This is a genomic window from Pedobacter glucosidilyticus DSM 23534 (genome assembly GCF_000425145.1).
Taxonomy (GTDB): Bacteria; Bacteroidota; Bacteroidia; order Sphingobacteriales; family Sphingobacteriaceae; genus Pseudopedobacter; species Pseudopedobacter glucosidilyticus.
On sequence record NZ_AULF01000003.1, the window covers coordinates 144838 to 169666 of the forward strand.

General features: G+C 33.1%; 24 protein-coding genes, 1 tRNA gene and 1 pseudogene. 6 read left to right on the forward strand and 20 right to left on the reverse strand.

Annotation, left to right across the window (positions count from 1 at the left end; translation table 11 throughout):
* Positions 1-173: 173 nt before the first annotated feature.
* From H510_RS19405 to H510_RS0100740, 11 genes and pseudogenes are all read right to left on the reverse strand, one after another.
* Positions 174-1784 carry a T9SS type A sorting domain-containing protein gene (locus H510_RS19405; protein WP_081659154.1) on the reverse strand — a complete coding sequence of 537 codons (1611 nt, stop codon included), beginning with the start codon at positions 1782-1784 and terminating at the stop codon, positions 174-176.
* A gap of 47 nt (positions 1785-1831) precedes the next feature.
* Positions 1832-3625, reverse strand: a complete 1794-nt coding sequence (locus H510_RS17970) for a glycoside hydrolase family 10-like protein (RefSeq protein WP_051290984.1) — start codon at positions 3623-3625, stop codon at positions 1832-1834.
* A gap of 139 nt (positions 3626-3764) precedes the next feature.
* Positions 3765-3851: pseudogene (locus H510_RS20635) on the reverse strand (AMP nucleosidase); the annotation flags it as partial.
* A 31-nt stretch (positions 3852-3882) separates the two neighbouring features.
* The gene (locus tag H510_RS0100700) at positions 3883-4449 is read right to left on the reverse strand and encodes a hypothetical protein (protein ID WP_026902544.1); all 567 of its coding nucleotides are present in this window, start codon (positions 4447-4449) and stop codon (positions 3883-3885) included.
* 210 nt (positions 4450-4659) lie between these two features.
* The gene (locus H510_RS0100705) at positions 4660-5514 is read right to left on the reverse strand and encodes an AMP nucleosidase (RefSeq protein ID WP_026902545.1); all 855 of its coding nucleotides are present in this window, start codon (positions 5512-5514) and stop codon (positions 4660-4662) included.
* Between the two features lie 71 nt (positions 5515-5585).
* Positions 5586-6827 carry an ATP-dependent Clp protease ATP-binding subunit ClpX gene (clpX, locus tag H510_RS0100710; protein WP_026902546.1) on the reverse strand — a complete coding sequence of 414 codons (1242 nt, stop codon included), beginning with the start codon at positions 6825-6827 and terminating at the stop codon, positions 5586-5588.
* Positions 6827-7528, reverse strand: a complete 702-nt coding sequence (locus H510_RS0100715) for an ATP-dependent Clp protease proteolytic subunit (RefSeq protein ID WP_026902547.1) — start codon at positions 7526-7528, stop codon at positions 6827-6829. The genes clpX and H510_RS0100715 overlap by 1 nt, the downstream gene beginning before the upstream one ends.
* Before the next feature lie 276 nt (positions 7529-7804).
* Positions 7805-9148, reverse strand: coding sequence for a trigger factor (tig, locus tag H510_RS0100720; protein ID WP_026902548.1), 1344 nt, complete (start codon positions 9146-9148; stop codon positions 7805-7807).
* Positions 9149-9219: 71 nt separating this feature from the next.
* Positions 9220-9301: transfer RNA gene (locus H510_RS0100725), tRNA-Leu, on the reverse strand.
* A 175-nt stretch (positions 9302-9476) separates the two neighbouring features.
* Positions 9477-10247 (reverse strand): hypothetical protein, encoded by a 771-nt coding sequence (locus H510_RS0100730; RefSeq protein ID WP_026902549.1) that lies wholly within the window; start codon positions 10245-10247, stop codon positions 9477-9479.
* Positions 10248-10551: 304 nt separating this feature from the next.
* Positions 10552-11028 carry a GxxExxY protein gene (locus H510_RS0100740; RefSeq protein WP_081659155.1) on the reverse strand — a complete coding sequence of 159 codons (477 nt, stop codon included), beginning with the start codon at positions 11026-11028 and terminating at the stop codon, positions 10552-10554.
* A 645-nt stretch (positions 11029-11673) separates the two neighbouring features.
* Here H510_RS0100740 and H510_RS19410 point away from each other — a divergent pair.
* Entirely contained in the window at positions 11674-12306 is a 633-nt protein-coding gene (locus H510_RS19410; protein ID WP_026902551.1) for a DUF6266 family protein, read from the forward strand.
* Here the strand turns inward: H510_RS19410 and H510_RS0100750 are convergent.
* From H510_RS0100750 to H510_RS0100765, 4 genes are all read right to left on the reverse strand, one after another.
* Positions 12299-13105 carry an ABC transporter substrate-binding protein gene (locus tag H510_RS0100750; RefSeq protein ID WP_026902552.1) on the reverse strand — a complete coding sequence of 269 codons (807 nt, stop codon included), beginning with the start codon at positions 13103-13105 and terminating at the stop codon, positions 12299-12301. The two genes, H510_RS19410 and H510_RS0100750, sit on opposite strands and share 8 nt — an antisense overlap.
* Before the next feature lie 74 nt (positions 13106-13179).
* Positions 13180-13662 (reverse strand): hypothetical protein, encoded by a 483-nt coding sequence (locus H510_RS0100755; protein WP_026902553.1) that lies wholly within the window; start codon positions 13660-13662, stop codon positions 13180-13182.
* A 116-nt stretch (positions 13663-13778) separates the two neighbouring features.
* Positions 13779-15581, reverse strand: coding sequence for a tetratricopeptide repeat-containing sensor histidine kinase (locus H510_RS0100760; protein WP_162143044.1), 1803 nt, complete (start codon positions 15579-15581; stop codon positions 13779-13781).
* A gap of 62 nt (positions 15582-15643) precedes the next feature.
* Positions 15644-16396, reverse strand: coding sequence for a LytR/AlgR family response regulator transcription factor (locus tag H510_RS0100765; protein ID WP_026902555.1), 753 nt, complete (start codon positions 16394-16396; stop codon positions 15644-15646).
* Between the two features lie 68 nt (positions 16397-16464).
* Here H510_RS0100765 and mptB point away from each other — a divergent pair, with 68 nt between their 5' ends.
* Positions 16465-17790 (forward strand): polyprenol phosphomannose-dependent alpha 1,6 mannosyltransferase MptB, encoded by a 1326-nt coding sequence (gene mptB, locus H510_RS17980; protein ID WP_051290985.1) that lies wholly within the window; start codon positions 16465-16467, stop codon positions 17788-17790.
* A 47-nt stretch (positions 17791-17837) separates the two neighbouring features.
* Here mptB and H510_RS20050 read toward each other — a convergent pair whose 3' ends face one another.
* From H510_RS20050 to H510_RS0100790, 4 genes are all read right to left on the reverse strand, one after another.
* The gene (locus tag H510_RS20050; RefSeq protein ID WP_155977758.1) at positions 17838-18080 is read right to left on the reverse strand and encodes a hypothetical protein; all 243 of its coding nucleotides are present in this window, start codon (positions 18078-18080) and stop codon (positions 17838-17840) included.
* Between the two features lies 1 nt (position 18081).
* Positions 18082-18315, reverse strand: coding sequence for a hypothetical protein (locus H510_RS0100780; RefSeq protein WP_026902556.1), 234 nt, complete (start codon positions 18313-18315; stop codon positions 18082-18084).
* A gap of 419 nt (positions 18316-18734) precedes the next feature.
* Positions 18735-19139 (reverse strand): EVE domain-containing protein, encoded by a 405-nt coding sequence (locus H510_RS0100785; RefSeq protein WP_026902557.1) that lies wholly within the window; start codon positions 19137-19139, stop codon positions 18735-18737.
* Positions 19140-19392: 253 nt separating this feature from the next.
* Positions 19393-20352, reverse strand: a complete 960-nt coding sequence (locus H510_RS0100790; RefSeq protein ID WP_026902558.1) for a YheT family hydrolase — start codon at positions 20350-20352, stop codon at positions 19393-19395.
* Between the two features lie 242 nt (positions 20353-20594).
* Here H510_RS0100790 and H510_RS0100795 point away from each other — a divergent pair, with 242 nt between their 5' ends.
* The 4 genes from H510_RS0100795 to H510_RS0100810 all read left to right on the forward strand — a co-directional run bounded on the left by H510_RS0100795 (position 20595) and on the right by H510_RS0100810 (position 23648).
* Positions 20595-21251 (forward strand): 1-acyl-sn-glycerol-3-phosphate acyltransferase, encoded by a 657-nt coding sequence (locus H510_RS0100795; protein WP_026902559.1) that lies wholly within the window; start codon positions 20595-20597, stop codon positions 21249-21251.
* Positions 21252-21304: 53 nt separating this feature from the next.
* Positions 21305-21949 carry a VOC family protein gene (locus H510_RS19415; protein WP_051290986.1) on the forward strand — a complete coding sequence of 215 codons (645 nt, stop codon included), beginning with the start codon at positions 21305-21307 and terminating at the stop codon, positions 21947-21949.
* A gap of 40 nt (positions 21950-21989) precedes the next feature.
* Positions 21990-22748 (forward strand): hypothetical protein, encoded by a 759-nt coding sequence (locus H510_RS0100805; protein ID WP_155977759.1) that lies wholly within the window; start codon positions 21990-21992, stop codon positions 22746-22748.
* Between the two features lie 117 nt (positions 22749-22865).
* The gene (locus H510_RS0100810) at positions 22866-23648 is read left to right on the forward strand and encodes a Fic family protein (protein ID WP_026902561.1); all 783 of its coding nucleotides are present in this window, start codon (positions 22866-22868) and stop codon (positions 23646-23648) included.
* 169 nt (positions 23649-23817) lie between these two features.
* On the opposite strand, the gene holA is transcribed toward H510_RS0100810, so the two are convergent.
* Positions 23818-24822, reverse strand: a complete 1005-nt coding sequence (holA, locus tag H510_RS0100815; protein WP_026902562.1) for a DNA polymerase III subunit delta — start codon at positions 24820-24822, stop codon at positions 23818-23820.
* Between the last annotated feature and the right edge of the window lie 7 nt (positions 24823-24829).

Here is a 24829-nt window from a genome sequence, read left to right on the forward strand (position 1 = left end):
TTAATTATTTATTGATTTTTACAATTGCTTTAAGCTAATATAAGCATAAAATTTTAATTTTGCGTTTTTATGCAATTTTATTTTTCCACACTGTAAAAAACCGCAAAAACAATCAGTTGAATAAAAAAGCAGGCGAAGTCTGCCTGCTTCTTGTTTTTTTTACTGTATAGGTATTACTGTTTTACAAATTTTATGGATTGTACTTCGTTTTGTAAGCTTATAACTTTAATAAAATAGATACCTGGCATCAAAGTGGATACATCAATACTAGTAAGTTCATCGGCTTTTCCTTTAATAAAATCTTGACCTACCATATTGTAAACGGTATAACTAGCTCCTTTTAAAGAAAGCGGTGTACTTAGGGTCAAAGTATTTTGAGCAGGATTAGGATAAATTTTAACAGCTAATTCATTTAAAACATTATTTACTACTCTAATCGTTGAGTATTCAACATCGCCATTTAAGTCGATTTGTTTTAAACGATAGTAGTGGGTACCTGCTGGCACTGTTTTATCTTCATAGCTATAATTAATTAAGGATGAAGAATTACCTTGTACAGCTTTAGAAGCAACAAAACCAATTGAGGCGAATTCCACTCCGTCTGTAGATCTTTGAACATCAAACCCCCTATTATTAGACTCAGAGGCAGTTGTCCAATTTAATTTGCTAACGCCATTGGATAATCCAGCAGTAAATGAAGTTAAAGAAACTGGAAGGGTTGACGCAGTAGTATAAGCAGCCATACCATTATTACAAATTAAATTATAGAAAGTATAAGTTCCATTACCGTTCTTTTTATAAGCAACATCCGCATAAGCATTTGTATTTTGATAAAATGTTAATGGAGCTGCTGCTGTCACATCACTTAATTTGCCAGTTCCAACTTCTGTAACACCGTCTGTAGGTGGTGTCGTGAAATTTGTTATTTTATACAATTTAAAATCAAATCCTAGTCCTGTGGCAGCATTGTATGACCCTCCTATTACCGCACCTGAAACAGCTAAATACTTTTCTGAACCTTCTTGTATGTATTCTGTATTAGCGTAAATTTGATTGATTGCAGACGAAGCTACCGCACTAGTGGAAGTAATCGTTCCAGTTGAAGCTATGGAAATTCTTCTTGCTTCAACACTTGGAGCATTTATCCATATATCCGATGATGATGGAATAGCAGAAATAGAAGATCTTGCTTGACTAGCAGCTCCTAAGGTTACTGTATTATCAAGTGTAAATGTTACTCCATCTGTAGTTTTACAGATAAATAATTTCGTGTTATTAGCTCCACTTAAATATATTACAGTATTTACTCCTGTACCAGTTACAGCAAAAGAATCTCCAACACGACCGGTTATCGAAATTGCAGATGTAGTTGGTGCAGTATCTGATTCTGAAGCCCACCTATAAATGTAAATTGTTGCAGCATCTGTAACAGACGCTGGATTAGTCATATTACACGCATAAATCACACCATCATCGGTAACTCTAATCTTAGTATATTTAAAACTTTGTGTCCAAGCTGGTGCCGTATTTAACACAGTTAGAGTTGATGGGCTACTCAATGCTCCAGTAGCAGGATTCAAGATACTGATTTTATTATTACGCTCAGGCAAATAAAGTTTATCTGTTACTTTATTATAGGCAATAGTTGTCTGTAAAGATGTATTACCAATCAAAGCTCCCGTAGTTGTTGTAGCAAGAATTTCCCAATTTTTTGTTAAAGGTCCTTGACTGTAAGCATTTAAACTCCCAGCCAAAAGCAACATACAAAGTAATTTTTTTCTCATAATAATAATTTTTAAGTGATATAGTTGGATTAATTTTCTTTTAACATTTATTGAATAATTATTTTAGAACGCTCTATCAAACCTTTCCCTTGTATATATAAAATATATAAGCCTGATTGCAGATTTACATTTAGCAAGAAACTGGATTGCCTTCTCGTAGATAAAGATTCCTCAAATACTTTTCTTCCTGTTAAATCCGCAATGGATACCGCTATCTCATCTTCTTTGTAGGTATCAGGAAAAACCAAATGAACTTGATTTTGTGTAATTGGGTTAGGATAAATCTTAACGACTTGATGATTAATTTCTTGTTCGCCTGGTAAGCTGGTGGTTAGAGTTGAAACGATATTAGACCCAATACTTTCATTATGAAAACGATCTAAGGCTGTTACTTGATAATGATAATTCCCATTACCTATGGTTTTATCGGCAAATCTACCCGCACCAGCAGGTACTATAGCTAAAATATTTGCTGCATTTGTTAAATCGATGGTAGCGTTTAAAGACCTATATACCACAATTTGCTTTACCTTATCAAACTCTCCTAAACTATTCTGATTGGGTAAAGACCAATTTAACACCAAAGAATCTGCTCCAAACTTAGCCCCTTGTAGATTAGCAACCGCTTGCGGGGCTACATTATCTTTCCAAGGCATTAAAGGCAATAGTGCTTTTGTATTGTAGAAACGTAGTCTTAAAGAATCTCTAAAATTAAGCCTTGTGGTACTTAACAAGCTGTTGGTATTATAGAACACTTCGCCATAAACATTAGCAAAACTTCTGTTTAATCTAATTTGGTTCGGTATCTCTGATCGCTGTGTCCAATTTGTTCCTTGGGTAGCATCATTAACTTTATAACCAGCCATACCAATATAGATATGTCTTCCGGCAGCATTATTATTCCACCATGGTACTATACGACTATAATCTGCACCGGGCTGCCCTATATACCAATATACCTGCGGAGTTAAATAGTCAACCCATCCTTCAGCAATCCATTTTTTAGAATCAGCATATAATTGCGAATAATGTTGTAGGCCGGAAGTTGGTGTTCCAATATCTGGGTTGCTACTGTTTCTATAGATACCAGATGGCGACACCCCGAACTTAACCCAGGGCTTAGCTGCGTTAATCAATTGGTATACTCCTTGTATCAGAAGGTTCACATTATCTCTTCTCCAATCATCCCTGTTAGTAAAACCTCTAGCATGATTCTGAAAAGTAACATCATCATTAAAAGTAGCATTAGGGTAAAAATAATCATCAAAGTGTATCCCATCCACATCATATCGGTTAACAATATCCGAGATAACAGTATTGATGTAAGTTCTAACCTCAGGTAAACCAGGGTCTAGCGTTCTTAAATTACCAGCTTGTAACAGCCATTCGGGATGCCTTCTAGCCACATGGTTAGCAGCAAAACTATTGATTGTATTAACATTACTAATCGCCCGGTATGGGTTCAACCAAGCATGAAGCTCCATCCCTCTTTTCTTACACTCTTCTATAGCAAATTGTAAAGGATCCCAAAAAGGAGAAGGCGCAAGCCCTTGCGTTCCAGTCAAATCGGCAGACCAAGGTTCAATGGTACTTGCATATAAAGCGTCACACTGACTTCTTACTTGCAGGTATATCACATTTATACCCGTTGCTTGATGATGATTTAAAATATTGATTAATGCACTTTTTTGCTGAGCAACAGATTGTGTCCTAACAGGCCAATCTATATTAGAAAAGGTTGTAAGCCATGCCCCCCTAAGCCCTCTCTTTGTACTGTTTTGAGCAAAAGCAGCATTTAAATTTATAACAAAAAGGAATAGCAAAGTAAATCTTATCACCATATTTTGCGTTTTCTTACGTAATATTAAGAAAAAATAAATTTAAAAACGCAAATTATTGCAAATAAATTTATATAAAAACGCAAAAACCCGTAAAATACTTACTTTACGGGTTTTTCTAAATATATAGATAGCCAAATCCTTAAAACTTTAGATGCTTAACCGTTAATCCGTTGTTGATTAATTGTTTTAAAGAGTCTATACCTATTTTTAAATGAGATTCTACATGTTTTACTGACTTTCCGTTAAAATAATAAATCTCAAATCAGCATATCATCGAATTGAGTTAGATGGGTAAATAAATAGTTTATAACTCTGGCTTCACCTAAATTAAATGGGTCTACTGAATAATTAGGAATTTTTACTTTTAATATTTCTTCTGGGATTAGAACATGCTTTGGATATATACTTTTAAAAAGTTCAAGCACTTGATGAAATTGCTCATGTTCCCAAGGACATTTACACCAAAAAGCCCTTACTCCATGAGGAGGTTCTATAGTCATAAAAAAATAAGCTGGAAATATTGGGCTTACACATATCAATAAAATAAGCGAGGGCATCAATCTGATTTGTATATGAAAACATCCATTATATTTAGCAGGCGTAGAATAATCTGAAAAACCAATTCCCATCTTATCCAAATTTTCTTTAAATAAATTCCATTGTGACCAATCGCTGCCTGATTTTTCTAATTTTTGCATTAAGGATTTGTACTCTACGGTTTCATACATTACCTCCCAATCAAATACCTCATTCAAACCTTTAGGGTAATAATAGCTGATGCATCCCTTAATCTTTTCAAGCAATTGCTCGTTTTCTTTCTCCATAGCTAGATAATTTAAAACTATTTATTTCATTCTGTTAAAATAAGTTTAAAACATATATTTTAAAAAATCCCTTAACCTTATCAGATACAAACATATTGGTTTGTAAAATTATCTTTATCACAATTTAAATAAACATCATAAAACTACTTTAACAGACGATACCCTCGGATACTTAACAGGATTTCTAACCATTCTGATAGAAATCAATCCTTAAAACTTTAGATGCTTAACCGTTAATCCGTTGTTGATTAATTGTTTTAAAGAGTCTATACCTATTTTTAAATGAGATTCTACATGTTTTACAGCTGTTTGTGAGGCATCTGCTTCTGCGGTTTTAACACCTTCCGGAATCATGGGTTGGTCTGATACCAGTAAGATAGCTCCGGTTGGAATTTTGTTAGCAAAGCCAGTTGTAAATATGGTAGCTGTCTCCATGTCAATAGCCATAGCCCTCAAACCTTTCAAGTACTTTTTAAACTCTCTGTCATGCTCCCAAACCCTTCTGTTGGTAGTATAAACGGTTCCCGTCCAATAGTCTCTAGAGTGGTCTCTTATGGTAGTAGAAATAGCTTTCTGCAAAGCAAAAGCAGGTAATGCTGGTACTTCTGCCGGCAGATAATCGTTAGAAGTTCCTTCTCCTCTAATGGCAGCAATAGGAAGAATCAAATCCCCTATTTGATTCTTCTTTTTTAAACCACCGCATTTACCTAAAAAAACTACTGCTTTGGGTTTTATGGCAGTTAATAAATCCATCATGGTAGCCGCTAAGGCACTCCCCATCCCAAAATTGATAATGGTAATACCATCTGCAGTTACGCTTTGCATAGGTTTGTCTAAACCATATATGGGCGCTCCATCATGCCAATCAGCAAATAGCTGTACATATTTAGAAAAATTAGTCAGGATAATATAATCTCCAAATTCATCTAATGCTCTGCCTGTATAGCGTGGCAACCAGTTTTTCACGATATCATCTTTAGATTTTAGTCCAACTTTTACCGGACTATTTACTTCATGTTGTGGTACCTTAACTGTTTTCTTTTTCACGTCTTTCTCTTCGTTCATAAATTTCTTTTTTAATTATAACCATGGTTGATAACAAAAACGCCCCGTGATATTTGTCCGGGGCGCTTCAATTATGCAACTTTTAATTTTTTGAGATCTGATTTTTCAAATTTCTCCCGGGCATAATCCATGTCTATCAATAAAGTTTTCGACTTCTGCTTCTGTGATGGTATTTCAAACATCGCATCAATCATGATGGCTTCGCAAATAGATCTTAAACCACGAGCCCCCAACTTAAACTCTAAAGCTTTATCTACAATAAACTCATAAACTTCTTTGGTAAACTCTAAACTGATATCCTCATACTCAAACAGTTTTTTATACTGTTTAATCAATGAATTTTTAGGCTCTGTTAAAATGTTTAATAAAGTTTCTCTATCTAAAGGATTAAGATAAGTTAATACGGGCACCCTTCCTATCAACTCTGGTATCATCCCAAAAGATTTTAAATCTTGCGGTGTGATGTATTTATACAGATTTTCTAGATCTACCTCACTATCTTCCGTTTTAATTTTATAGCCTACAGTTTGTGTTCTTAAACGATTGGCAATTTTCTTTTCGATACCGTCAAAAGCACCTCCGCAAATAAATAGAATGTTATTGGTATTTACCGGAATCATTTTTTGGTCAGGATGCTTACGACCGCCCTGAGGAGGTACATTTACAATAGTACCTTCCAATATTTTTAACAAGGCCTGTTGCACACCTTCACCAGAAACATCTCTGGTGATGGATGGATTGTCGCTTTTACGAGCTACTTTATCAACCTCATCAATATACACAATCCCTCTTTCTGCCGCAGCTACATCATAGTCGGCAGCTTGTAGCAAGCGGGTTAAGATGCTCTCCACATCTTCACCAACATAACCAGCTTCGGTTAAAACTGTAGCATCACAAATACAAAAAGGTACATTTAAAATTTTGGCAATAGTTTTGGCTAACAATGTTTTACCTGTACCTGTCTCGCCCACCATCATGATGTTAGATTTTTCAATCTCTATCTCATCTTTACCAATCTTTTGATTTAACCTTTTGTAATGGTTATAAACCGCAACGGCCAATACTTTTTTAGCACTATCCTGCCCTATTACATATTGGTCTATATGGCTTTTTATTTCTTGTGGTTTTAATAAAGTAAGGGTGGCATGTGCATTTTTACCTTTTCTTAGGGTAAATTCTTCTGCCAGAATATCATTAGCCTGTGCCACGCATTTATCACAAATGTGCGCATCCAATCCGGCAATAAGCATTAAAGAATCCTGCTTACCAGCACCACAGAAAGAGCATTTGATATCTTTTTGATTTTTACTCATTATTGTTTATTTGAATTTACGCTTAACACTTCATCAATCATTCCAAATTCTTTGGCCTCATCTGCTTTCATCCAGTAATCACGGTCTGATGCTTTCTCTACCCACTCATAAGTTTGACCAGAATGTTTAGAAATGATGTCATAAAGTTCTTTTTTAAGCTTTAGCATTTCTCTTAAATTGATTTCCATATCTGAAGCCACACCTTGCGCCCCACCAGATGGCTGATGAATCATGATACGGGCATGAGGTAAAGCAGCTCTTTTACCTTTTGCACCAGCACACATCAATACTGCACCCATAGAAGCTGCCATACCTGTACAAATGGTTGCCACATCCGGAGATATAAATTGCATGGTATCATAAATACCTAAACCAGCATATACAGAACCTCCTGGCGAGTTGATGTATATCTGAATATCACGTTTAGCATCTGTAGATTGTAAGAACAACAACTGTGCTTGAATGATATTGGCATTTTGATCATATACGGCATCACCTAAGAAAATGATACGATCCATCATCAATCTCGAAAAAACATCCATCTGAGCAACATTTAACTGGCGCTCTTCTATGATATAAGGTGTCATGGATTTCGGCATCATGATCCCCTCTACATTATTGATGTATTTATCTACATGCATACCACCTATCCTGTGGTGCTTAACGGCATATTTACGGAACTCGTTTTTATCTATATTCATTGTATGTATTTTTAATTAAAGCTTTTTTTTACCGTGTTTTATCAAATGTAAACCACAACACAAGTTATTTAAATCTTCTAAAAGCGCAATATTATCATCATCAATTATATGTAATATTTATTTAAATCTAAAAGAATAATTTATTTAATCATGGCGCTAACAGTGACTTTATATTTAACAACTCTTTGTAAAGAAAGTTTATTGCCTTAACATGTCCTTTTTATAAATACAAAAAGCAGCTCTTTTGAAGCTGCTTCTTGCCTGAGGTAACTTAAATTAAGCTAACTCTTGAAATTTCACATAATCAATTTCTTTTTTATCTAACGTGATAACGGTTTTTAAGAAATCAAATACTTTTTGAGCTTTCACTTCATCAAAAATACGATTAGCATTTTCTTTGGTTTGTAAAAACTGTACAGCATATTGACTCAATTGCTCTTCTGTTAAAGCTTGAGGGCTATACATTCTAAACTGCGCATCTAAACGTTGTTTAGCGGCCTCTAAAACATCCTCATACTTAATTTCGATGCTATTATCTTTGATAATTTTGTTTTCTACTAAAGTCCATCTTAGGTTTTTAGCAAAATCATCATAACCTTTTTCTAATTCTTCGTCGGTTAATTCCTTGTTGGTCATTTTTAACCATCTTTTCAAGAAATCATCAGGCAATTGCATATCTGCTTTAGAAGCACCGTATTGGTACAAATCTGCTGCTAACTTACGGTCTGCATCCTGAGCCATCATAGACTCAACTTCTTCTGTAATTTTTGCTACAAATTCTGCTTCTGTAGTTACAGCACCCTCACCAAATAGTTTATCAAAAAACTCCTGATTTAAATCAGCTTCTTCTAATCTATTGATATTTTTAACGGTTAACTTAAATTTAGTTTGAGGGATGATTGGATTCTCCTCATCTAATTTTAAGATTTTAACGATTTGTGTATGGTCATTAACAGCATTTACTAAATCAAATGCTTCAACAACATCACCTTTTTTCAAACCGATTAAAGATTTTTGAATATTTTCATCACTTACAATCTCTAATCTTAATGAAGAAGTTACATTGATACCGCCTTCTAGAACCTCGTTATGTTGATCTAGCTGAACAAACTCGCCAAAAATTACATCACCTGCTTCTACAACTTCAGGATTTGTCATTTTACCATAACTTCTTCTGATGTTTTTGATACGAGCATCTAAAGTTTCTTTGTCTGCTTTTACTACGTATTGCGTTAATTTGTCTTTTGAAGTAAACTCAACATTTATTTCTGGTGCTAGACCAAGCTCGTAATTGAATACAAACTCATCGTTAAAATCCCAGTTAAATTGGCTATCATCTTCTTTTGGAAGAGGCTGCCCTAAGATTTCGATGTTATTTTGTTGTAAATAGTTATTTACAGTATCAGAAAGCAGGGTATTGATTTCATCCACTAAAATACTTTTACCATACATTTTTTTGATATGTGAAGGAGGAACCATTCCTGGACGAAATCCTGGAATTTTAGCTTTTTTAGCCTGTTCTTTAATGGCTTTATTTACTTTCTCCTGGTAATCATCAGGACTGATTTTTACGGTTACCACTGCATTAAGATCACCGGTTTTTTCCTGTGTAATGTTCATTTCTGAGTATTTTTTAAATGATACGACTATATACAAAAATCCCTCTCAATTTCTTGAAAGGGATTGGTTTGTGCGGAAGAAGGGACTCGAACCCCCACGCCGTGAAGCGCCAGATCCTAAGTCTGGTGCGGCTACCAATTACGCCACTTCCGCATTTAGGATTTTATTCTCCAAAAGGCTTTAACGTTTTGGGACTGCAAAGATATAATTTGTCTTATTTAAATCAAATGCTTTTCTTATTTTTTTTGATTTTTAAAAGAGCTGTCTTAGATTAACCAGTTAAACGTTTCTACATCAATAGGTTGCAAAACATTAAGCTTTTAAAGATTTATAATTTCCATCTTAAGCCGGTGAAAATATCTAGTCTGGTTAAGCTTTCATAATTGCCTTCTTCTAATTCAACGGTTTGGGTCATATTGCCTATTTGCATATCATATTTCCTAAGTGTGCCACCTACTAACCCAATACCTAGGCCAAAAGAAAGATTTTTGGAGAGGTAAAAATCTGCGCTAAAGTCCATATTCACACCTACAGTACCTCCTTTTATAGTTATATCAGTATTCATAAGTTTACCAATATCTCTATAATCCAGATAACCTAAACCAAAACCTGTTATTAATTCTATTTTTCTATTTTTAGAATAGTATCGACTATAAAGTATTGGACCAATAAACTGTGTAGTAATATTATCTTCTACATTTTGAAGAGATGGTCCAAAACCAGAGCCATCATCGGCAAATACTTTACCTTCATTTTTAGAATTAAAGTTAATGTATTTTAATCCTAAGCCGATCTGTTGTCTCCAAAAGTAACTCGCATCCACACTAAAATGAGCTCCAGATTTAAGACCTCTTACATAATCTTTAGATTCTGCAGGTACTTGATCGTTAATTTTAGCTAATAAAAAACTTAAACCTCCGCTTCCACCTAACCTAAATTTAGAAAAAGTTGTTGCAGCTGGTTTTGCAACACTGTCTTTCTTTAAACTATCAGTTGTTTTAGTGATAGCTGGCCTTTGAGCTAAATTAGTTGCTGTAGTTTGTGCTTTTAAATTTGTTGCAACAGCAACTACTATTGCAATAAGTAAAATTTTCTTCATAGGTATAACCGTATTTATTTTGGCTACGAAGATATTTATTTTCTTGAATGGATAAAAAATGCTTTTATGAAATTTGCTAACAAGGTGTAATCATGCTATTTCTTCATTATAGCAGCTTCTTCAAGTTCTTTTTCCGTATATATTTTTGATATGCTCATTAATGGTTGATTTGGCTTTACCAAACAAAGTAGCCATTTGATCTTGGATGAGCCAAACAGTTTCTCCTTCAAGTTGAACATCAATTTTAATGTTCCCCTCAGCATTTTTATAGTATAAGTTCGATTCCCATTGTCTGAACCACTGATTATATTGATGTTCTTGATTGAATTGATTTCTGATTGAACTTTGAATTGATAAGTCTTTTAAATTCTAAACTCTTCGCCCCAAAATTAATGAGTAAACCTACTTCTAAATGATAAGCTTCTAAATAATTGATGGCTTGAGCCAAATGGACATCTTCTGTGTGAGTTAATGCCTTTAATTCAACAGATATAACATCTTCAATCAAAAAATCTACTCTTCTTGTTCCAATTTGCTCTTCTTTATAAAAAATAGGCATTTCGTGTTCCCTTGAAAACCCAACACCTTGCAACATCATTTCTTTTGCCAATGCTCTCTGATAAATAACTTCTTGAAAACCATTCCCCAATATCTTATGCACTTCCATTGCACAGCCAATAATTTTGCCTGTTAATTCAGAATATTTATAATTTGTCTTAACCACTGATTTTTGTGATTTATCTGATTCATTTGATTTTATATTGTTAGTATTTTCAATCATAGAATTTTATTTTTTTATGTCAATCATAATATAATCATTTAATCAAAAATCATAATTCATCATATTAGTCAGATTCAATCAACGGTTCCGACTTTTCTTCTACTTCACAAAAAGTGTATGCTTCTGCAACATTTTTCATACATTTTAAACAAGTATTCCAAACGCTCGGTATCGTTTTAAAAGGTTGCTATTTCTTATCTCAGTGGAGTTCATTTACTTGTATTTGTTATTCTATTGGGATATACTTAGTGGCTTAATTTTATGAATTTTAATTATAAAATAAAATTCTTTTAAACAATATTTTAAATTCCATCTTATTAAAATCTTTATGGATATTTTGATGAATATATCATCATTTAACTGCTACTAAAATAACCAGATTTATTTCAAAAGCTCTAAATACGGCGGATATAAATGGTAGTTAGCCTAATAAAGATAAGCCGACAATCCAATTTCTTGAGGTGAACAACAATCAACATATCGTAATTTATTTACCAATTTTTCCTAGCTAACAGGGTACTAACAGGGTGCTAACAGGGTGATAACAGGGTACTCACTCGTTTTATAACCCTATAAGCTACTTATAAATACTTTGTAATTACATATTAATTAACTAGTTTTATAGAAATCAATCTACATCAAACTATGGGAAAAATAAAAGACGGCATACTAGGTGCCTTCAGCGGAAAAGTAGGAACAGTGGTAGGCGTACAAAGTAGCAGAGGCAATTATATGCGCTCATTACCAAGAAAAAGAACTGTTTTCACAGAAAAAGAATTACTTAATCAAGCTAAGTTTAAACTGATACAGGATTATCTTAAGCCTGTCCAAGAACTCTTAACAGTTGGATATAAAGGGTATTTCACCAAAACTGGCGGCTATCGGGCTGCTATCGCCTATACCAGAAAACATGCTTTAGTAGCTGATGATGCAGGCTTTTATATAGACCCAGCCTTATTTAAGATAAGCGGTGGAGACCTTGAACAGGCCTTAAACCCTAATCTTAACCATACACAGCAGGGAGTATTACAATTTTCATGGGATGCAACACAAAATATAGGATTAGCAGACCAATTACTCGCTTTGGTTTATGACCCTGTAGCTAAAGAGGGAATAAGCGTTGTATATGATGGAGCATTGCGTAAAAGCGGAAATTTTAGCTTACAGCTACCATTAGATTTTGCTAAACGGGAAGTTGATGTTTATATAGGCTTTATGGCAGCCGACCGTTCCAGACAATCTGATAGCCAATACTTAGGCAGAGTAAAGCTTATTTGACAGGTAAATTTATGGTTAGATTTTTATAAAGGTTAGAAAAATACGCTGGTGCTTTTAATAATCTGCTGCCGTACCAGCTAAACATTTCGCCATCAACCAAAGTGATAAAAGCTCTTGGAAAATATTTTTGAAGCTCTTCTATATGTTTTTGTTTAAATGGATAGGGTTCTGTAGAAAGTAAGATGACCTGAGGTTGTAATTTTTGCAAAGCTTCCAAAGTTATTTCTGGGTATCTGTTTTCTGATAGCACATTCTCAAAACCGCCATATTTTAGTATATCATCAATAAAAGTATGTTTACCAGCTAGCATATAAGGGTCCTTCCAAATGAAATAAGCTGCTTTTAATGGTTTTGATGAAGGTATTAAATTATCAAAATTAGCTTTGATAGTATCAGCAATTTGAATTGCTTTAGCTTTGGTTGCTACAAGCTCCCCTACTTGCTTTATCATCGTTAAAGCTTCTGTTAAGGTATTGATATCACTTATCCAAACTGGAAATTCTTGTGCTAAGGCTTCTATTTGATCTTGCTGATTTTCTTCCTTGTTAGCGATAATCAAATCGGGCTTTAAGGCTCTAATTTTATTGATGTTAAGGGTTTTTGTTCCTCCTATCTTAGTCTTTTTCTGGAATTGTTCTGCGGGATGAATACAAAACTTGGTAATACCAACAACTTCTTCATACAAACCCAAATCAAACAACAATTCTGTTTGCGAGGGTACTAAAGATATGATTCTTTGGGGTGGATAATTTATATTAATTGTCCTGCCTAGTTGGTCTGTAAATGATTTGTTTTGCATGAATAGCAAAATTAATAAAAAAAGAAAGTCGGGACTTTAACAGCACCGACTTTAATAACACTTTATAACTTAAACTATCTATTATTAACAGGGTTTGGCGTGGTAGAAAATTTATAGGTTTGTATATCTTCTCCACTTCCATAAGTAAATTCTAATTCTGTAGCTGTTAATTTGGTGATGTTAAATTCAAAAGTTCTAATCTCCGAAGCTAAAGTACCATTGCTAACTCCTGATACATGATTTCCTAATTTCATATTAGCTACAGCTTTACGAGGACCGGGAAAACTTATAGAAATGGTTTTTTGATCATTTATTAAAGTATAATTACCATCGCCCCAATCCCAAGTTTCTTCAAAAGTACCATTAGCTTTGAAGTCCCAATAATCATCTAAATAAAATGAGGTTGTACTAAAATCGCCACTAGCATAAGATTTATAATACCATTTTTTCACCAATAAGGTTTGGTTGTCTGGACCATCATCTTTTTTACAAGAGGTAAAAGTTACACTTGTTGCTAAGGTAACAAGTAGTAAAAATAAGAGTTGAATTTTTTTCATGACTTTTAGATTTTGATTTTGTTTATTCAAAAGTATTTAAAATCAACATCTTTAAAATTATAAGTTCATGAAACCAAGGTCTAGCTTCATGAACTGCATTTTTTATTTCACAAGATTTATATTGAAAAAATAAGAGGCAGCTTCATTTCTACTTTTGTACCTGCTGTTAAACCCTTCTCATCTTTTAAATCTGTATAGCTAAAGACCTCATCTAAGGTACGTGTTGGATTTAACAGCTGTAACCTTTGTGCAATGGCTTTAGTAGAAAATGATTCGTGTTGAACTGCCTTAATTTGAGCTGATGCTTCTCTGCCAATACCATTATCGGTTACCGTACACAAAATACAGTTTTCATCTTCCGATAAACGGAAATCAACTTCTAAAATTTTCGCTCCCGTTTTATGCATCAAACCGTGTTTAATACTATTTTCTACCAAAGGTTGTATTAACATAGGTGGTATTTTCAGATAATCGTCATCTATATGCTCCTCTACATTTAACTTATAGAGAAAGTCTTGTTGGAATCGCATATTTTCCAGTTCCAGATATTTGGTAAGTAGCTCTACTTCTGTACTTAAACTGATACTTTTTTTACCTGATACTTCCAGAATTTGCCGGGTTAGATAGGTAAAATTGCTCAATTGCTCATTTGCTTTTAATTTATCGCCATACATAAACTGCTCTTGTATGCTGTTTAAGGCATTAAAAATAAAGTGCGGATTCATCTGGCTTTTTAAAGCCTTAAGCTCACTTTCGGTAACTTTCTTTTCTGCTATCAATAACTTTTCTGCTTCTGCCAATTGTGTTTTTAGCAATTCATTCTTTTGTTTGATTTGGTATCTAGAAAAAAGGAAATATGCTATAGCGGCAATAGCCAGAAAAGCTCCAATGATACTGTAGATGTAAATATTTTTTTTGGCTGATTGTAATTGGGCTATTTTTTGCTTTTGATTGAGATTTCGAATAGTCGCTTCTTTCTTTTCTGTTTCGTATTTGGCATTTACATCTGCAATAATTTGTTGCTTTTCTTTACCATAAATACTGTCATTTACGGCCATATAAGCTAACGTTGACTGATAGGCATTTTTAAAATCGCCCTGTTTCTCATAAACTTCTAAAAGTGTTTTATTAATTTTTAACAGCGTGTTTTGATCGTTATCCTGTTTAGCTATTTGCAAAGCTTCTTTAAGATATTTAACCGCATTTTCCAGTTGATTAAGTTTAAGATAGGCCTGACCAATACTTTTATAACTATTACCTAAAAGTTTAGTAAAACCATTTTCTTTGGCTACCGCTATGGAGGAAGTGAGGTAAGTAAGGGCCTCTTGATGCTTACCCAAATAGTTGAGTTCTTCGCCAATATTACCCTTGGATAGGGCTATACCATAAGAAATCTGTAATCTTTCACAAATACTTAATACTTTCTGATGATAAATTACCGCTTGTTTATGATCTCCTAAAGAGGAGTAGGCTGCACCCATATTGGTTAAAATAGCAGCCCTATTTTGAGATAAACCTGCTCCCATTTTCATTAAAATAGCATCCGCTTCTTTAAATTCCTGAAGTGCCTTTTGTTGCTGATTAGTTCTGGTATATAGGCTGGCTAGGTTGCTTTTACCAATGATGATGTTTCTATAATTTTTCTCTTGCTCTGCTAAACGCAAAGCTTTTATATAATAAACGATGGCTTTATCGTAAATGGCCTGCTGGTAATAATAGTTACCCAAACAGTTTAATGCAGCGGTTTCGCCATTTTTAAATTTTAGCTTTTTTGCTAGCTGAAAAGCTTCCTGAGCATATTTTAAAGCTAGTGTATCTCCTGTAAAAATATTGGCTATACAATAATCAACCAATAAATTTACCCGGGTGGTATCCTGTTTCTGGTACGATGAGATTTCTTTTAATAAAGAATCTTTCAAGGTATCGGCTTTTAAGACGCTGCTGAAACTAAAAAAAAGGATAATTGAAAATATTTTTTTCATTAAGAAAGGTTATTTTGTTGCATAAATTGTTCAAATTCTTCTTTTCGCTCTCTGGATATAGGCAGCATCACTTGGTCATCATAACTCACAAATAAGCCCTCTTTTTTACTGTACTTTTTCAATAACTCTGTATTGATTAAATAAGACCTGTGGATTCTAAAAAAGCGGGCATCTGTACACAATAAATCTTCAAAATATTTTATTTTTTTTACTGCCAGGTGCTTACCTTCTTTGTGGTGTACATGGGTATAAGACCCATCGGCTTCAAAATAAAAAACATCATTCAAGTCCAGAAATATCATACCGTCACCAATGTTAACCGCCAGCTTTTTGATACGCTTTTCTGATAAATTATCCTGAAGTATTTTAAGTTGATTTTCTTTATGAAGATGATAACCTTCTAATTTATTTACTGCATCTATCAGTTTCTGTATTCCTATAGGTTTAAGAATATAATCAACTGCAGAAACTTCAAAAGCTTTAATTGCATATTCTGAATAAGCAGTACAAAATATAGTTTTAAATTTGGGCGAATTAAAATAATCAAATAAAGCAAATCCGTTTTCATTAGGCATTTCAATATCTAAAAAAACAAGGTCTATTTCGTTTTTATTGATGAGCTTTACAGCAGTTTTTACATCAGGAGCTTCATCTATAACCAAAACCTGAGGACAGTATTCCTCTAAAAAGTTCCTCAATAAAGAGCGGGCTTTAGCTTCATCATCAACAATGATGGCTTTATATGGTAACATGGTTTTTTTTGCTGAATTAAACTTTAATTATAATTTAATTTGAGATCCGTAAATTAAGTAATTTTTAAATGAATTTAAATATTAAAGGCTATCAAGCCTCAGATTTAATTAAAATTATTGTTTACTTACTGAGTATCTGCTACCTCAGTTATGGTATAGCAGACCGGGTACAAATTTTTGAGTTTTGGTTAGGAATAGCTATCGCCTTTGCCTGCTATTTTACACTTATCAATGATAGACACATTTCAAACAGGTTAATTTTTCGGACCTCTATATTCATCAGGTTTCTAATTCTTTTTAGCTTTCCTATTTTAAGTGATGATGTTTACCGCTTTATCTGGGATGGGCAATTGTTGCACCAAGGAATCAATCCTTTTGGTTATCAACCTGCTGATTTTATACAAAACCCTGCTGCCTGGGTAGATATATTCTTGTTTAATAACATGAATTCTCCTGATTATTACTCGGTTTACCCTCCTGTAAATCAGCTTGCTTTTTACTTAAGTGCTATACCGGGTAAAGGAAATCTGCTAGCATCTGTTGTTATTTTAAGGAGTTTTATCCTGTTGTTTGATGTTGGAAATATCATCCTTATTAAAAAGCTTTTAAACCATTATCAAAAAGATGAACGATTGGTTTTCTTATATGCTTTAAATCCTTTAGTCATTATTGAATTTACCGGGAACCTGCATTTTGAAGCGGTGATGATATTTTTTACTCTCCTATTTGTTTGGATGCTATTAAAAAACAGATGGATTTTAGCTGCTATCTCCTTAGCATTAGCTATTTGCAGCAAACTTTTACCTATCATTTTTATCCCCTTGTTGATCAAAAAAGTAGGTTTAAAAAAAACGATTTTCATCGGCCTGATTACAGGCTTTGTTTGTCTACTACTATTCTTGCCTTTTATACATTCAGAAAAATTATTGTTAAATTTTAAAGAGAGCTTAAATCTTTATTATGGAAAATTCGAGTTTAACGGAAGCTTTTATCAATTATTTAGAACTATAGGATGGGAAATCTACAACTATAACCCCATTGCAAAAACCAGTAAGTTACTTATTGCTCTTACTTTAGCGGGCTTTATCATCACCTATATTAAAAGCAAAAATTTGCTTGAAGGTATTTTCTGGTTAATTTTCATTTACAATATTTTTGGAGCTATTGTACACCCATGGTATATCTTATTTTTAGTTGCACTAAGCCCTTTTGTAAAATGGCGCTTTGGTATAGTTTGGAGTTTATTGATTTGCCTAAGCTATTATACTTACAGCACTCGGCCTTATCAAGAAAGTATAGTTTTAGTGATAATAGAGTATGGTTTGTTGATGGGATTTTTGATTTATGAGGTTTGGAATCCATCAAAAACGCAAAAATTAAAAACAACTCTATAAAACTAATTTAGCTGGGTCTTGGCGTGTATCCCAAAACACCAAAAGTTCTACATTATTTGCTTTAATTCTATAAAATAACTTACTTGCTTCAAAAGCACACATTTATGTATACCACCTTCTTTAGAATAAGGGAAAAGTAAAGGATTTACTGAAATGTGCTCTAATACTTCTTCTGTCCGATTAAAAAAGGCTTCAATCTCCTTTATTGTCCAATGATGTTCTAAATATTCTAGAATGTTATAATAACTACTTTTCGCAATGGGAGACCAGATGATTGGATAATATCTCATATTATCTGTTTAAAAAGCGACTCTTCATTTCCTCCATTACTTGAGGATTAGGAATACCCTCACCTTTATCATGTTCTAATTGAGATTGATGAATTGCTTTTTTTACTTCTAATGGAATATCACTCCAAAAGTCACTTTCTGATAAACCTATTAAAGATTGTATCTCATTCAATAAAGCTTCATCATTACTCGTGACAATTTTCTCTACTATCTTATATTTTAACGAAATATCCATCTTTAATAATTTATACTAAATCTAAGAAAAAAATACCTTTACGCACAAGACTTTTCGGCCTCATAGGCGGCCAACCCTAACCACTTTTTTCTTGAAAAAAAAGTGGCCAAAAATTCCTGCTTACCGGCAGGCAGGCAAGACTGATGAATATTTGTAGTTTCGTCTCTAAATAAATCTTTATCTACAATCCTGAGTGGTGTGAATGGTTTTACTCGATGAAAGTTTCTACAACACCTGTCGGATTGTTTTCCGCTAGTTCTTTATGAAAGTTGATGCAAAAGATTTATGGGGCTTTCCGGCCAAATCTTCATAGGCCGTCTTTCGTTCTTCGGAAAATTGAATTTTAATATTTTTGGAAGTTCCTAAATATCCGCATGCTAGTTCTTTTTACTTTTGACTTTCTACTTTTTACTTTCTACTTAAGAACCTAATTCTATAATTCTATCAAACTCATTTTGCTTGAGTGGCATTACAGACAATCTACCTTGTCTTACCAAAGAAATATCCTTTAAAAACGGGTCGTTTTTGATGGTTTCTAAAGTTACCGGATTTTTTAAGGTTTCTACAGGAGCTAAATCTACCACTACCCAATTGGTATCATCAGTTGTAGGGTCTTGATAAAATTCCTTTACCACTTTAGCAATACCTACCACATGTTTACCTTCATTACTATGGTAAAACATCACTAAATCGCCTTCTTTCATGGCTTTTAGATTATTTCTGGCTTGGTAATTACGCACACCATCCCAAAAAGTTCTACCATCTTTATTAAACTGCTCCCAGCTGTATTTAAATGGCTCTGATTTTACTAACCAATAATTCATTTTATATGTATATTAAAATATTATACAAACAATTTAATTCCTCCATTTCATCATCAAAGTAAAAATGATGTATGGACTGATAACATCAGGAAAAACGCTATGTTTTACCATGTGTAAAAAACCGTTGATGAAGACATCAAAGCTACTCAATCATCCATGATTAAAAGGCATCGGTAAACGTTTACAAACATATTTCGCTTTTAGAGTTTCCACTTCTTAATCATAAACTATTCTCAAAAAAGCTATTCAATAACTAACATACTTTTGAATTAACCTCTTTTAAAAATTCTTCTACCCTCAAAGGCATCCATGATTCTGCTTTAGAGATAGGAAAGGCAGAGTGACCTCCTCGCTTAGGCATTTCCAGAAATAGATGATCTGCTTGCTTAGCAATCTCCACTGGAAAACAACCATTTGTTAATAGAGGGTCGTTTTTAGCATTCACCAACAAGGTTGGAATCTTGATATTCGAAAGAGCATCCAAGCAACTACTTGCTTTATAAAAGTCATCTAAAGACTTGAAACCAAAAAAAGGTGCTGTAAAATAAACAGAAAATTCTTGTAATGAGGTTATTTTGTCTAGCTTTTCTAAATCGTAAGCACCAGGATGATTGGCTTCTAGCTTACGGATTTTATTCTTCAATTTCTTTAAAATTTTTACGGAGTAGATACGATTATATAAACCGTCAAGTTTACGTTCAGAGCTTCTTAGTTCACAAGGTACAGAAAAACCAATAACGGCTTTTAGGCTGTGAGGTGCATGGTGTCTGCCTGCAAAATTTAGTACCATATTACCCCCTAATGAAAAACCAACAAGCACCATAGAAGGATAGCTTTCTGCATACTTTAATATCACAGTTTCAATATCATTTGTAAACCCGCCGTAATAAGCCTGCGGCAAACGATTCATTTCTCGACCACAACTTCTTGCATGAATAGCTAAAATCGTCCATCCAAGTTTACTAAAGTGTATTGCCATCTGTTGTACATAATGACTTCTGGAGTTGCCCTCAACGCCATGACAAAGAATCATGAGCTTTTCTTGACTACCTTTTATCCAATCTAATTCAATAAAATCACCATCTGATGTCTCTAATTTTTCTGTGGTATAAAGCTTATGATTTATTTTAAAGCTTATCGCAGGTACAATAGTTTGTAAATGAGCGCTAAAAAGATAAAATGGAGGACGATATTTGGACTTAATGATGGGCATGAAGAATTATTGATATTAAGTAAGCGTATTATTTTATAAATCAAGTTAAATATATGTAAGTAAAAATACTTCGTTATAATTATATTAAAAATAATCAAATTAAATAGATTGTTATCCTAAAAAAATTTATTTAACATACAGAGATTACTTAATTGTAAATCAACAGACAATTTCTTTAATTATTTTAAAAAAAATATCTTTGCTCATCACATACATACCATTAAAAACTATTTATATTAAAAATGATAAAAGACTACCCTCCTAATAAAATTGTAAAATGGATTGCTGCAAATATTGTAGAAAGATGGGTTTTGCGTCATTTCTCTTCTATTAAATTTATCGGTGATTTAGATGTATCAAAAGATTGTTCATGTTTAATGTTGATGAACCATTACAGCTATAACGATGGTGCTATTTTACACCGCGTTTGCCGATCAATTTTAAAAAAGGAATTTAAAGCGATGAGTGTTGAGTCACAACTGAAAATTTTTCCACTTCTAAAGTATGTTGGCTGTTTTCCGATAGATAGGAAGTCGAGGAAAATGATTGAATCTTTAAATTATGCAGCAGGATTACTTCGAGATCCTAGCATCATGTTGGGGCTATACCCTCAGGCCGGAATGTACTCTATGCATTTGAATAAGATTCACTTTGGAAGCGGACTTAACTATATTTTTAAACGTATAAAAGAAACACCTCTTCAGGTTTTTTTTGGCGTTACCCTGCTTGATTACCTCGAAAATTTCAAACCTGTTGCCAGGGTATATTTTATGGAATACAAGGGGATAAATGAGGTAGAAGAAATGGAAAAAGCTTATAACCAATTTTATGCTGAATGTAAAAGAAAACAACAGCATTTATTTAACCCACCGGAAAGGGTGATTGATGAGGTGAAATAATTCGTATAGCCAACGACAGCAGAAAAACCATATACTAACATTAATGCTAATCAATGAGTATTGACCATATTTTTATTTTTACAGACAATAATGGACAGGATGCTGACGAATTGGTAAACTTCGGATTAACTGAAGGAAGTAACAGAGTTCACTTAGGGCAAGGGACTGCAAACCGCAAGTTTTATTTCGACAACTTTTTCTTAGAAATTTTGTGGGTGCATGATGTAAATGAGATTACTAGCGACAAGACTAAATCTATGGGGCTTTGGCAAAGAGCAGCATATAAAACTAACTATTTTTCGCCTTTTGGACTATGTATAGTAAACACTGATAACAGTGAAACAATTTTTAAAAATGCCTTTAAATATCAACCTGATTATTTTCCACAAGGAATGGAAATTGACATTATAAAAAATGAAGACCAATCTGATTTACCATGGACTTTTAGATTGCCATTCAAAGGAGAAAATAAACATGAAAACGAACCTAAAACACATAAAAATGATATTTCTGTTTTAACAAATGCAATTTTTGAGTATAAATCAGTTTCTGATAAAACATTTTTAGAAAATTTTAAGCATCAAAACCAAACTCAATTTATAGAGTCTTCAAGACATTGGCTGAATTTGATTTTCGACAACGGAAAACAAGGAAAAAAACAAGAGTTCGAGAAACTAAAATTAACAATTGAATACTAATCATAAAATTGTGCATCATCAGTTTATTGACTAGAATACTGTGAAACAATTATTTTTCATATTTACATCAACGATTTTAATCAACTTAAACTCTTTTGGACAAAAATGGACTCCTGAAATAATCTGTTCAACAGATACATTAGTTATAGAGCCTTATATTTCAATGAAGTATAGTCCTAAAAAAAAGGATACAGTTAACATTGAACCTTATAAAGTTGTGCAATGCCATACACGTTCCAGAATTGGATTTCGTATGGATATTGCCGTTTCTAATTATTATTATAGAAATAAAACAACAAGCTGGATTGGGCAACACGGAGGACCGAATTTCAACTTCTTTCTTACAGTTGATAAACTTAATTTCGGTTTTAGATTTAAACCTTGGTCTATTAACCCTAAAAAGGAGTTGAATTTTAATGGACAAACGCTTCTAACAACTGCTACACTCAATAACATAAAACTTGATTATTATGTAGGATATTCGTTTGATTTTGAAAAACTAATTTCTATTGAGCCCTATTTAGGATACAATAGAACATCTTTTTTTGTGATTAATGAGGATGAATTGAATCAAGCATTTACTTTCAATAAAACTGGGGGGCTTATTTTTGGTACAACTTTAAACAAGTATTTTAAATTAAAAAATTACAGCTATTTATCTGTTTTTGGAACCCTTGGATATAGCTTTACAGATTATAAAAAAGTTCATCCTGATTTAGATAATGGATACTTTGAATGGAATCTTGGAATTGCTGTAAAATCATTTGGAATAAAACGATTTAATAAGAGGATAGAATAAGTATAATGCTTAATTGTGAATAATATTTTTTAAAGACGCCTACTAAAACTTTATCTAACACCTTAATGTGTATCTAACATTTTAAGCACTATTAAGCTTAATTACATATCTTTGAATATGACATTTGAAACACTTAATAGTGAACTGTTAGACGATTATACAAGAGCCATTAATGTATTACCACTTGATAAGTTATCTAAGATTAAGAAGAATGAGATTCCTGTAGATTACTTTCAGTTTTATAAATCTGTTTCATCTGTTTATTCCTCCAAGATAGAGGGAGAAGATATTGATTTTGACAGCTATTTTAAGCATAAATTTCTAAAAGTAGAATTCAAGCCAGATTATACCAGAAGGGCTGATGATTTGTACGCTGCATACGACTTTATTGATACTCATAGTTTGAATCTTGAGAATCTAAAGCAAGCTCATGCACTTATTACCACAAATATTTTACCCGTTTCTTATCAAGGAGTTACTAGGCAAAATCCAATGTATGTTTTAAACAGCAATGATCAGATTGAGTATGTTGCAGCCGAACCTAGATTGGTTAATGATGAATTAGAAAAACTTTTTAGAGACATAGAAAAACTCTTAAAGTTAGGACTTAATCAATATGAGATATTTTACTATGCATCGCTTATCCATTTAGTATTCGTTAAAATTCACCCATTCCAAGACGGTAACGGGAGAACCGCAAGGCTGTTAGAGAAATGGTTTTTACTTGAAAAAATTGGACTAGAAGCAACAACAATTCAATTGGAGAAAAACTACTATATTAAATTGAACAACTATTATAGTAATATTAAAGCGCTAGGACTAGAATATGGCGAGTTGGATTATAAAAAGAGTTTAGACTTTTTACTAATGACCGTTAAATGGATTGAAGAACAAGAATAAGTATAACTCATATTTTGTGATTTTAGATTTTAAATCATCATCTCAATAGTTAAATACTCTTTTTGATTTTTTTAAAACAGCGTTTTTAAATTAGATTAACAACTTAAACTAAAAATAATAAATAGCAATTTTAGTTCAGATTAAGTATTAAGATTCTAAAAAAGCTCAATTAATGCAATATCTTCCACACCAATTCACGCATCAAATCGCCGTGTTCTGTATTGCCAGTAGACTCTACCCCTTTAGATTTCAAATCGTATTCTCGCAATAAAGAAATCACCTGAAATGTTTTACCTAAGTTGTAGTTACGAGCAGCTAAATCATAATCTTTTACAAAGTAAGGGTTTACACCTAGTTCTTTGACCAATTGCGATTTATCTTGAACATAATGATACTTCAAAATCTTGGTAAACCATGTATTTAAATTACCCATCACCAATACAATAGGGTTCGATTTTGGATTAGCCTCAAAATAATTGATAATCTGATTGGCTTTTAAAGCATCTTTTCTGGCTAAAGCATTTTGCAGCTCAAAAACATTATACTCTTTACTGATACCAATATTATCCTGAACTTCTTTGGTTGTAATTTCTTGTCCTTGCGGCACATTCAGCATTAATTTTTCTAGCTCGTTGGCAATTTTGCTTAAATCGTTACCCAAATATTCTGCTAAAAGTGCTGATGCTTTAGGATTGATATGATGCTTTTTGCTTTTGATAAAATCTTCTATCCAAGCTGGAACTTTGTTATCGTAAATGGTATTAGATTCGAAAACTAAGCCCGTTTTCTCTAAAACTTTATAAACTTTCTTACGCTTATCAAACTTTCCATACTTGTAACAAAGCACTAAAATAGTGCTAGGCAAGGGCTTTTCGCAATAAGCTTGAAACTGATCAGCAGCTTTATCTAGTTTCAATTCCTGCGCTTCTTTTACCAAAACCAATTGATAATCACTCATCATAGGGTAACGCTTAGCGGCATTGATCACCTGTATAGCTTCTGTATCTTTACCATATAAAATGGTTTGGTTAAAGCCCTTTTCGGCATCAGACAAGACATATTGTTCTAGCGCATCAGCAATTAAATCTATATAATAACTTTCCTCGCCATGCAAAAGGTAAATAGGTTTTAGCTTTCTAGTCTTAATATCTTTGATGATTTCTTCTGCCGTCATGATGAAC

Coding starts and splice junctions, on each gene's coding strand:
- H510_RS19405 (WP_081659154.1), bottom strand. CDS start 1,784: ATGAGAAAAAAATTACTTTGTATGTTGCTTTTGGCTGGGAGTTTAAAT.
- H510_RS17970 (WP_051290984.1), bottom strand. CDS start 3,625: ATGGTGATAAGATTTACTTTGCTATTCCTTTTTGTTATAAATTTAAAT.
- H510_RS0100700 (WP_026902544.1), bottom strand. CDS start 4,449: ATGGAGAAAGAAAACGAGCAATTGCTTGAAAAGATTAAGGGATGCATC.
- H510_RS0100705 (WP_026902545.1), bottom strand. CDS start 5,514: ATGAACGAAGAGAAAGACGTGAAAAAGAAAACAGTTAAGGTACCACAA.
- clpX (WP_026902546.1), bottom strand. CDS start 6,827: ATGAGTAAAAATCAAAAAGATATCAAATGCTCTTTCTGTGGTGCTGGT.
- H510_RS0100715 (WP_026902547.1), bottom strand. CDS start 7,528: ATGAATATAGATAAAAACGAGTTCCGTAAATATGCCGTTAAGCACCAC.
- tig (WP_026902548.1), bottom strand. CDS start 9,148: ATGAACATTACACAGGAAAAAACCGGTGATCTTAATGCAGTGGTAACC.
- H510_RS0100730 (WP_026902549.1), bottom strand. CDS start 10,247: ATGAAGAAAATTTTACTTATTGCAATAGTAGTTGCTGTTGCAACAAAT.
- H510_RS0100740 (WP_081659155.1), bottom strand. CDS start 11,028: ATGATTGAAAATACTAACAATATAAAATCAAATGAATCAGATAAATCA.
- H510_RS19410 (WP_026902551.1), top strand. CDS start 11,674: ATGGGAAAAATAAAAGACGGCATACTAGGTGCCTTCAGCGGAAAAGTA.
- H510_RS0100750 (WP_026902552.1), bottom strand. CDS start 13,105: ATGCAAAACAAATCATTTACAGACCAACTAGGCAGGACAATTAATATA.
- H510_RS0100755 (WP_026902553.1), bottom strand. CDS start 13,662: ATGAAAAAAATTCAACTCTTATTTTTACTACTTGTTACCTTAGCAACA.
- H510_RS0100765 (WP_026902555.1), bottom strand. CDS start 16,396: ATGTTACCATATAAAGCCATCATTGTTGATGATGAAGCTAAAGCCCGC.
- mptB (WP_051290985.1), top strand. CDS start 16,465: ATGAATTTAAATATTAAAGGCTATCAAGCCTCAGATTTAATTAAAATT.
- H510_RS20050 (WP_155977758.1), bottom strand. CDS start 18,080: ATGAGATATTATCCAATCATCTGGTCTCCCATTGCGAAAAGTAGTTAT.
- H510_RS0100780 (WP_026902556.1), bottom strand. CDS start 18,315: ATGGATATTTCGTTAAAATATAAGATAGTAGAGAAAATTGTCACGAGT.
- H510_RS0100785 (WP_026902557.1), bottom strand. CDS start 19,139: ATGAATTATTGGTTAGTAAAATCAGAGCCATTTAAATACAGCTGGGAG.
- H510_RS0100790 (WP_026902558.1), bottom strand. CDS start 20,352: ATGCCCATCATTAAGTCCAAATATCGTCCTCCATTTTATCTTTTTAGC.
- H510_RS0100795 (WP_026902559.1), top strand. CDS start 20,595: ATGATAAAAGACTACCCTCCTAATAAAATTGTAAAATGGATTGCTGCA.
- H510_RS19415 (WP_051290986.1), top strand. CDS start 21,305: ATGAGTATTGACCATATTTTTATTTTTACAGACAATAATGGACAGGAT.
- H510_RS0100810 (WP_026902561.1), top strand. CDS start 22,866: ATGACATTTGAAACACTTAATAGTGAACTGTTAGACGATTATACAAGA.
- holA (WP_026902562.1), bottom strand. CDS start 24,822: ATGACGGCAGAAGAAATCATCAAAGATATTAAGACTAGAAAGCTAAAA.